The following is a 9,173-nucleotide window of genomic DNA, read 5'->3' on the forward strand; positions in this document are numbered from 1 at the left end:
GAGCATGCCCAGGGTCACAGTCGACGGCATCGAGCTGGAGGTCCCGCAGGGGGCGACCGTGCTGCAGGCGTGCGAGCTGGCGGGGAAGGAGATCCCGCGCTTCTGCTATCACGAGCGGCTCGCGATCGCGGGCAATTGCCGAATGTGCCTGGTCGAGGTGAAGCCCGGGCCGCCCAAGCCGCAGGCGAGCTGTGCTTTGCCCGCGACCGAGGGGCAGGAGATTTTCACGACCACGCCCGGCGACAGGAAGGCGCGCGAAGGGGTGATGGAGTTCCTGCTCATCAACCATCCGCTCGATTGCCCGATCTGCGACCAGGGCGGCGAATGCGACCTGCAGGACCAGGCCATGGCCTATGGCCGCGGCCACAACCGCTACGACGAGAACAAACGGGCGGTCGAAGAGAAATATATGGGGCCGGTCGTGAAGACCTTCATGACCCGCTGCATCCACTGCACGCGCTGCATCCGCTTCATGGAGCAAGTCGCCGGGGTCGAGGATCTCGGCGCGATCGGCCGCGGCGAGGATATGGAGATCACCTCCTATCTCGAGCATGCGCTGGCGAGCGAGCTTTCGGGCAACGTCGTCGATCTTTGCCCGGTCGGCGCGCTCACCGCCAAGCCCTACACGTTCGAGGCGCGGCCGTGGGAGCTGCGCAAGGTCCCCGCGATCGACGTCATGGACGCGGTCGGCACCAACATCCGCCTCGACGCGCGCGGGCGGGAGGTGATGCGGGCGCTGCCGAGGATCAACGAGGACGTCAACGAGGAGTGGGCGCACGACAAGACCCGCCACGCGGTCGACGGCCTCACCCGCAACCGCCTCGACCGGCCCTGGCTGCGCGAGGGCGGCCGGTTGCGCCCGGCGAGCTGGGACGAGGCGTTCGCGGCGATCGCGGCGGTCGCGAAGAAGGCGAAGGGCAATGTCGCGGCGGTCGCCGGCGACCTCGTCGATGTCGAGACGCTCTACGCCGCAAAGGCGCTGGTCAAGGCGCTGGGCTCCGACCTGATCGAAGGGCGGCAGACCGGTCTCGCCTACGACACCTCCAACCTCGCCGCGGTCAATTTCAACACGACCATCGCGGGGGTCGAGACGGCGGACGTGATCCTGCTGGTCGGCACCAACCCGCGCTGGGAGGCGAGCCTCGTCAACACCCGTATCCGCAAGGCGGTGCGCGCCGGGGCGAAGGTGTTCGGGATCGGGCCGGAGGTCGATCTCACCTATCCGGTCGAGTGGCTTGGCGACGATCTGTCGCTGCTCGAAACGCTGCCGAAGTCGGCCGCCGACGCGTTCAAGGACGCCGAGCGGCCGGCTGTGATCGTCGGCGGCGCGGCGCTGAAGGCGCCGGGCGGGCAGGCGGCGAGCCTCGCGCTGGCCAAGAGCCTGAATCTGATCCGCCCAGATACGGGACATGGTGCCTGGAACGGCTACAACGTGCTTCATACCGCGGCGGCGCGGACCGGCGGGCTGATGCTGGGCTGGGCACAGCCCGGCGGCATGGCGGCGCTGGCCGAGGCGGCACCGAAGCTGCTCTTCCTGCTCGGCGCCGACGAGATGGACGCCGCGCCGTTCGAGAAGAGCTTCAAAATCTATCTCGGCCATCATGGCGACAGGGGCGCGCATGCCGCCGATGTGATCCTGCCTGCCGCCGCCTACACCGAGAAGCACGGCATCCACGTCAACCTCGAGGGCCGCGTCCAGTATAGCGAGAAGGCGGTCGATCCGCCCGGCGACGCCCGCGAGGACTGGTCGATCCTGCGCGCGCTCTCCGACGTGCTCGGCAAGAAGCTGCCCTTCGACAGCTTCGGTGAGCTGCGCGCGCGCTTGTTCGCCGATCATCCCGAATTTGCGGCGCCCGGCCTCGCCGCCTTCGACTGGGCGCCGCCGAAACTCAAAACTGAGAAGATCGAGAAGGGGACGCAGCTCGCCTACCCGATCCGCGATTTTTACCTCACCAACCCGATCGCCCGCTCCTCGCCGACGCTCCAGCGCTGCTCGGCGGAGATCCTGCATGGCCAGGCTTTTGCGGAGGCGGCGGAATGACGGCGTGGTTCCAGGCGCAGTTCGGCGCCGGCTTCGGCTGGTTCGTCGCCACCCTTCTCCTCATCCTGCTGATCGCGCTGCCGCTGATGCTCGCGGTGGCGATGATCATCTATGCCGACCGCAAGATCTGGGCGGCAATGGCGCTGCGGCGCGGGCCGAACGTGGTCGGGCCGTTCGGGCTGCTGCAGAGCTTCGCCGACGGGCTCAAGGTCTTCCTCAAGGAGACGATCATCCCGACCGCGGCCAATCGCGGCCTCTTCCTGATCGCGCCGATCATCACCTTCACGGTAGCCTTGCTCGCCTGGGCCGTGATCCCCTTCGGCCACGGCCCGGACGGCGCGCCGCTCGTGCTCGCCAACATCAATGTCGGTCTGCTCTACCTCCTCGCCATCTCCTCGCTCGGTGTCTACGGAATCATCATCGCCGGCTGGGCGTCAAACTCAAAATATCCGTTTTACAGTGCGTTGCGCGCTGCTGCTCAGATGGTGTCCTATGAGGTCTCGATCGGCTTCGTGCTGATCCCGGTGGTGCTCTGGGCCGGCAGCTTCAACCTCTACGAGATGGTCGTCGCGCAGCAGGCCCACGTGCTCGGCTTCCTCAACGGCTTCGGCTTCAACCCGCTGCTGTTCCCGCTCGCCGTGATCTTCCTGATCTCCGCCATGGCCGAGACCGCTCGCGCGCCGTTCGATCTCACCGAGGCGGAGAGCGAGCTCGTCGCCGGCTACCAGACCGAATACAGCTCGATGAGCTTCGCGCTCTTCTGGCTCGGCGAATATGGCAACGTCCTGCTCATGTGCGCCATGAACGCGATCCTCTTCTGGGGCGGCTGGCTACCCCCGGTCGATTGGGCGCCGCTCTACCTGGTCCCGGGCATAATCTGGTTTTTCCTCAAGATCTTCATCTTCTTCTTCATCTTCTCCTGGGTGAAGGCCACCGTCCCGCGCTTCCGCTACGACCAGCTGATGCGCCTCGGCTGGAAGATCTTCCTGCCCATCTCCCTGATCTGGGTCTTCCTGGTCTCCGGCTATCTGATGCTCCAACGCGACGGAATGCTGCCATGGTCGTTTTGACGCTAGCCGCGATGGGCGGCGCAGCCTTGCAAGCACCCTTGCAGCGTCCCGACCGACCGGATGTCTTTGCGTGCTCGTTCGTTCGCAGCGCCAATGACGAACCGGGTAGCGTCGTTGACTTGAGAGTCGAACGGCGATCAGACGCTGCAGGCGAGCGGTGGCGATTGGACTGGGCGGAGGGGCGGTCTGCTGAGGCCCGGCCGTTTGAAGCTGAATTTGGCAGCGTCGGCGGATCTTCCGGAATCGAGTGGACCGAGAACGGCGAAACCAAGCGCGCCTACATATCCTACAGCGATATCTCGCTACCCAATGGTCAAATCGCGATGTTCTTGAGTTTGGACCGGCCGTCCCTTTGGCAGCCACCTGGCTATGTGTGTCAGACGGCCGCGTTGGAAGAGAACAGGCAATGAGTATCGCCCATTATATCAAGACCTTCACGCTGTGGGAGTTCGTCAAGGCGCATGCCCTGACGCTGAAATACTTCTTCAAGCCCAAGGCGACGATCAACTACCCCTACGAGAAGAACCCGATCTCACCCCGCTTCCGGGGCGAGCATGCGCTGCGGCGCTATCCGAACGGCGAGGAGCGCTGCATCGCCTGCAAGCTTTGCGAGGCGGTGTGCCCGGCGCTGGCGATCACGATCGAGGCCGAGCCGCGCGAGGACGGCAGCCGCCGCACCACCCGCTACGACATCGACCTGACCAAGTGCATCTATTGCGGGCTGTGCGCCGAGGCGTGCCCGGTCGATGCGATCGTCGAGGGGCCGAACATGGATTTCGCGACGGAAACGCGGGAGGAACTGATCTACGACAAGGCGAAGCTGCTCGACAATGGCGACCGATGGGAGCGCGCGATCGCCGCGAACCTTGCCGCCGATGCGCCCTACCGGTAGGCGGCCCATGCAGATTCGCACCTCTTCGAACAGGGTCATGATCCACCATACCGTCATCCCGGCGAAGGCCGGGATCTCAGGACAAGAAGCCACGGACTTTCTCCATGAGACCCCGGCCTGCGCCGGGGTGACGATTGGGGTTCGCGCGTGATCCCCGTCCTGGTCTTCTACCTCTTCGCGACGCTCGTCATCGCCTCCGGCGTGATGACGATCGCGTCGCGCAACCCGGTCCATTCGGTGCTCTGGCTGATCCTCGCCTTCTTCAACGCGGCGGGGCTGTTTCTGCTGCTCGGGGCCGAGTTCCTCGCCTTCCTCCTGATCATCGTCTACGTCGGCGCGGTCGCGGTGCTCTTCCTGTTCGTCGTGATGATGCTCGACGTGGATTTCGCGACCCTGCGCTCCGGCTTCGCGCGCTACTGGCCGCTTGGCGTCGGCCTCGCCGGCGTGCTGCTCGTCGAGATGCTCGCGGCGTTGATGGCTCATAATGCGGGGGGAATCGCGCTCGACGGCGGGGCGGCGCCGGGCGCTCCGGCCCAGTCCAACATCGTCGCGATGGGCGAGCTGCTTTACACGCGCTACCTCTTCATCTTCGAGGCGGCGGGGCTCGTCCTCCTCGTCGCGATGGTCGGCGCGATCGTGCTGACCCGGCGCAAGCGCTCGGACGTCCGCCCGCAGAACGTCTCGCGCCAGGTCCGCCGCCGCCCGCAGGACGCGGTGGTCAACATGCAGCCGCCGGTGGGGCAGGGAGTGGAGCTGTGATCGCACACCGTCATGCCAGCGAAGGCTGGCATCTCAGGACAAAAGGTCACGGCGTGTCTCCACGAGACCCCGGCCTTCGCCGGGGTGACGCCCTGTGGGGGGCGTCATGATCGGCCTTCACCATTATCTCGCCGTCGGCGCGATCCTGTTCGTGCTCGGCGTGTTCGGCATCTTCCTCAATCGCAAGAACGTCATCGTCATCCTGATGGCGATCGAGCTCATCCTGCTCAGCGTGAACATCAATCTCGTCGCCTTTTCCGCCTTCCTGGGCGACATGGTCGGGCAGGTCTTCGCGATGTTCGTGCTGACCGTGGCGGCGGCCGAGGCGGCGATCGGCCTCGCCATCCTCGTCATCTATTTCCGCAACCGCGGCACGATCGCGGTCGACGACATCAACCAGATGCGGGGCTGAGGATGAACGCCGTCACCGCGATCGTCTTCCTGCCCTTGCTGGCGGCCATCGTCGCCGGGCTGGGCAACCGCCTACTCGGCAATTTCGCCGCCAAGCTGATCACGACCGGCGCGCTGTTCGCGGCGATGTTCCTCTCCTGGCCGATCTTCCTCGGCTTCATCGCGGGGACGGAGCAGAGCGCGCTCTACCCGGTGCTCGAGTGGATTCATTCCGGCGACCTAAGCGTCGACTGGGCGCTTCGGGTCGACGCGCTCACCGCGGTGATGCTGGTGGTGGTGACGAGCGTCTCGGCGCTCGTCCACCTCTATTCCTGGGGCTATATGGCGGAGGACGACAGCCAGCCGCGCTTCTTCGCCTACTTGTCGCTCTTCACCTTCGCGATGCTGATGCTGGTGACGGCGGACAACCTGGTCCAGATGTTCTTCGGCTGGGAGGGCGTCGGTCTCGCCTCCTACCTGCTGATCGGCTTTTGGTACCACAAGCCGAGCGCGAACGCGGCGGCGATGAAGGCGTTCATCGTCAACCGCGTCGGCGATTTCGGCTTCAGCTTGGGCATATTTGCCGCCTTCCTCGTCTTCGGGACGATCTCGATCCCGGAAATCCTCGCCGCCGCGCCGAACATGCAGGGCTCGACGATCGGCTTCCTGGGAGCGCGGGTGGATACGCTGACCCTGATCTGTATCCTTCTCTTCATCGGCGCGATGGGCAAATCGGCGCAGCTCGGCCTCCACACCTGGCTGCCCGACGCGATGGAGGGCCCGACCCCGGTCTCGGCCCTGATCCACGCCGCGACGATGGTCACCGCCGGCGTGTTCATGGTCTGCCGCCTCTCGCCGTTGTTCGAGCAGAGCGAGACCGCGCTCGCCGTCGTCACCGTGGTCGGCGCCGCCACCGCGCTCTTCGCCGCCACGGTCGGCACGGTGCAGAACGACATCAAGCGGGTGATCGCCTATTCGACCTGCTCGCAATTGGGCTACATGTTCTTCGCCGCGGGCGTCGGCGCCTATGGCGCGGCGATGTTCCACCTCTTCACCCATGCCGCGTTCAAAGCCTTGCTCTTCCTCGGCGCGGGCAGCGTGATCCACGCCATGCACCACGAGCAGGACATGCGCTTTTACGGCGGCCTCAGGAAGGAGATCCCCTTCACCTTCTGGGCGATGGTCGCCGGCACGCTCGCCATCACCGGCGTCGGCATCATCCAGGTGACCGGGTTGCCCGCTTTGGGCTTCGCCGGCTTTTTCTCGAAGGACGCGATTATCGAGAGCGCTTTTGCGAGCGGCGCGTCGTTCGGCGGCTTCGCCTTCTTAGTCGGTGTGTTCGCGGCGCTGCTGACCAGTTTCTATTCGTGGCGGCTCATCTTCCTGACCTTCTTCGGCAAGCCGCGGTGGGCGAGCTCGGAGCATATCCAGCACGCCCTTCATGGGCATCACGACCGGCCCGACGAGGAGCACGGCGACAGCTCGCATGCCGATGTGCCCGTGGCCGAAGGCACCGGCGGCTATCGTCCGCACGAAAGTCCGTGGACCATCCTCGTCCCGCTGGTCCTGCTCTCGCTCGGCGCGATTCTGGCCGGCCAGCTCTTCCATCACGCCTTAATCGAGGCGGAGGAAGGCGCGCATTTCTGGGGCGCGAGCATCGCCTTCGACGCGCATCTGATGCACGCCATCCACGAGGTCCCGCTCTGGGTGAAGCTGGCGCCGGCGGCGGTGATGCTGCTCGGCCTGTTCATCGCCTGGAACGCCTATATCCGCGATCCCTCGATCCCGCGCCGCTTCGTCGGCCAGTTCGGGCTGCTCCACGCGTTCCTGCTCAACAAATGGTATTTCGACGAGCTCTACGACGTCCTGTTCGTGCGGCCCTCGATCTGGCTCGGACGGGTGCTGTGGAAGCGCGGCGACGAGGGCATGATCGACCGCTTCGGGCCGGACGGCGCCGCCGCGGCCGTGGTCGCCGGTACCCGCCTCACCGCGCGCATCCAGACCGGCTATCTCTATACCTATGCGCTGGTGATGCTGCTCGGTGTCGCCGCCGCCACGACCTGGGTGATGGCGCGGTGAGCATGAGCGCCTTCCCGATCCTCTCGGCGATCCTTGCGCTGCCCTTGCTCGGCGCGGTCGGCTGCCTCGTCGGCAACGCCAAGGCGGCGCGCTGGATCGCGCTGGCGACGACGCTCGCCACGCTCGCGCTCTGCATCGGGCTGTGGGCGACCTACCGGATCGGAGGACCGCAATGGCAGTTCGTCGAGCGCGCCGATCTCTTCGGCTCGTTCCAGTGGGCGCTCGGCATCGACGGCATCGCGCTGATGCTGATCATCCTCACCGCCTTCCTGATGCCGATCTGCATCGCCGCCTCCTGGGAAGCGATCGAGAGGCGCGTGCCCGAATATCTGGCGTGCTTCCTGTTCATGGAGACGCTGATGCTCGGCGTGTTCATGGCGCAGGACCTGTTCCTCTTCTACATCATGTTCGAGGCGGGCCTGATCCCGATGTACCTGATCATCGGCATCTGGGGCGGGAAGGACCGCATCTACGCGGCCTATAAATTCTTCCTCTACACTTTGCTCGGCTCGGTGCTGATGCTGGTCGCCATGCTGTGGATGGTGAACCATGCCGGCACGACCTCGATTCCCGCGCTCATGAACACCGATTTTCCGCCGGAGGCGCAGACCTGGCTCTGGCTCGCTTTCTTCGCCAGCTTCGCGGTGAAGATGCCGATGTGGCCGGTTCACACCTGGCTGCCGGACGCGCACGTCCAGGCGCCGACCGCGGGCTCGGTGATCCTCGCCGGCGTGCTCCTCAAGATGGGCGGCTACGGCTTCATCCGCTTCAGTCTGCCGATGTTCCCGGAGGCGTCGGCGCAGCTGATCTGGATCATCTTCGGTCTGTCGATGGTCGCTGTGGTCTACACCAGCCTCGTCGCGCTCGTGCAGCAGGACATGAAGAAGCTGATCGCCTATTCAAGCGTCGCGCACATGGCGTTCGTGACGATCGGCCTGTTCGCGTTCAACCGGCAGGGGATCGAGGGCGGGCTGGTCGTCATGCTCTCCCACGGCCTCGTCTCGGGCGCGCTCTTCCTCTGCGTCGGCGTCGTCTACGACCGGCTGCACAGCCGCGACATCGATCGCTACGGCGGCCTGTCGAACAACATGCCGGGCTATGCCTTGCTGTTCATGCTCTTCACCATGGCCTCGGTCGGCCTGCCCGGGACCTCAGGCTTCGTCGGCGAATTCCTCGCCTTGGTCGGCGCCTATGAGGCGAACTCCTGGGTCGCGGCGGTGGCGACGACCGGCATCATCCTCGGCGCCGCCTATATGCTCTGGCTCTACTGGCGCATCGCCTTCGGCGCGGCGCGTACGGCCGAGGCGGCCACCTTGCCGGATCTGAGCAAGCGCGAATGGGCGCTGATGGCGCCGATCGCCGCGGCGGTACTCTGGATGGGCGTCTATCCCGAGAGCTTCATCGCGCCGATGCGCGGCGACGTCGGTGTCCTGCTCGCGCGGGTCGCCCGCGCCGACCCGCCCGGCGACGCGCGGCTCACCGCCGGTCGCCCGGCCCCTGCGGCTGACGCTCATGGCGTGCCGTCTGCCGCCGAAACCCACGCGCCGGAGGGCGGCCACTGATGGGCCAAGACTTCATCCTGATCCTCCCCGAGGCGATCCTCAGCCTCGGCGCGCTCGCCCTAATGATGGCGGCGGCCTGGGGCGGCGACCGCTCGGCGGCGGTGCTGACCTGGCTCGCGGTGCTCACGATCGCGCTCGCCTCCGCTTTCATGCCCGGCCTCGCCGATCAGGGCGGCAGCGCCTTCGGCGGCCTCTTCGTCGCCGACCGCTTCGCCGCATTCTCCAAGATCGTCATCTATGTCGGCGCCGCCATCGCCCTGTTCGCGGCGATGAGCTGGTTCGGCCGCGACCGGGATTATCGCGCCGAATATCCGGTGCTGATCCTCTTCGCTGTGGTCGGCATGGGGTTGATGGTCAGCGCCACCGACATGCTCACCCTC

The 9,173-nt window shown here is 66.0% G+C and carries 8 protein-coding genes and 1 pseudogene; all 9 read left to right on the top strand.

What is annotated here, in order from left to right; all coding sequences use genetic code 11:
- The first annotated feature begins 4 nt into the window (after window positions 1–4).
- Window positions 5–2,041, top strand: a complete 2,037-nt coding sequence (gene nuoG, locus ACT4N8_RS13275) for an NADH-quinone oxidoreductase subunit NuoG (protein ID WP_444858608.1) — start codon at window positions 5–7, stop codon at window positions 2,039–2,041.
- Entirely contained in the window at window positions 2,038–3,111 is a 1,074-nt protein-coding gene (gene nuoH / locus ACT4N8_RS13280; protein WP_444858601.1) for an NADH-quinone oxidoreductase subunit NuoH, read from the top strand. Before nuoG ends, nuoH begins: the two co-directional genes overlap by 4 nt.
- Window positions 3,099–3,521 (top strand): hypothetical protein, encoded by a 423-nt coding sequence (locus ACT4N8_RS13285; RefSeq protein WP_444858602.1) that lies wholly within the window; start codon window positions 3,099–3,101, stop codon window positions 3,519–3,521. The genes nuoH and ACT4N8_RS13285 overlap by 13 nt, the downstream gene beginning before the upstream one ends.
- Window positions 3,518–4,003, top strand: a complete 486-nt coding sequence (gene nuoI / locus ACT4N8_RS13290) for an NADH-quinone oxidoreductase subunit NuoI (RefSeq protein ID WP_444858603.1) — start codon at window positions 3,518–3,520, stop codon at window positions 4,001–4,003. The genes ACT4N8_RS13285 and nuoI overlap by 4 nt, the downstream gene beginning before the upstream one ends.
- 147 nt (window positions 4,004–4,150) lie before the next feature.
- Window positions 4,151–4,762 carry an NADH-quinone oxidoreductase subunit J gene (locus ACT4N8_RS13295; RefSeq protein ID WP_444858604.1) on the top strand — a complete coding sequence of 204 codons (612 nt, stop codon included), beginning with the start codon at window positions 4,151–4,153 and terminating at the stop codon, window positions 4,760–4,762.
- A gap of 106 nt (window positions 4,763–4,868) precedes the next feature.
- Window positions 4,869–5,174 carry an NADH-quinone oxidoreductase subunit NuoK gene (gene nuoK / locus ACT4N8_RS13300; protein WP_444858605.1) on the top strand — a complete coding sequence of 102 codons (306 nt, stop codon included), beginning with the start codon at window positions 4,869–4,871 and terminating at the stop codon, window positions 5,172–5,174.
- A 2-nt stretch (window positions 5,175–5,176) separates the two neighbouring features.
- Complete coding sequence (nuoL, locus tag ACT4N8_RS13305; protein ID WP_444858606.1) at window positions 5,177–7,231, top strand: NADH-quinone oxidoreductase subunit L; 2,055 nt, start codon at window positions 5,177–5,179, stop codon at window positions 7,229–7,231.
- Window positions 7,232–7,233: 2 nt separating this feature from the next.
- Window positions 7,234–8,793: an NADH-quinone oxidoreductase subunit M gene (locus ACT4N8_RS13310; protein ID WP_444858607.1), complete on the top strand. Its 1,560-nt coding sequence runs from the start codon at window positions 7,234–7,236 to the stop codon at window positions 8,791–8,793.
- Window positions 8,793–9,173, top strand: a pseudogene (locus ACT4N8_RS13315) (NADH-quinone oxidoreductase subunit N); the annotation flags it as partial. The gene ACT4N8_RS13310 and the pseudogene ACT4N8_RS13315, both read left to right, overlap by 1 nt.

Source organism: Sphingosinicella sp. (assembly GCF_052387495.1).
Taxonomy (GTDB): domain Bacteria; phylum Pseudomonadota; class Alphaproteobacteria; order Sphingomonadales; family Sphingomonadaceae; genus Allosphingosinicella.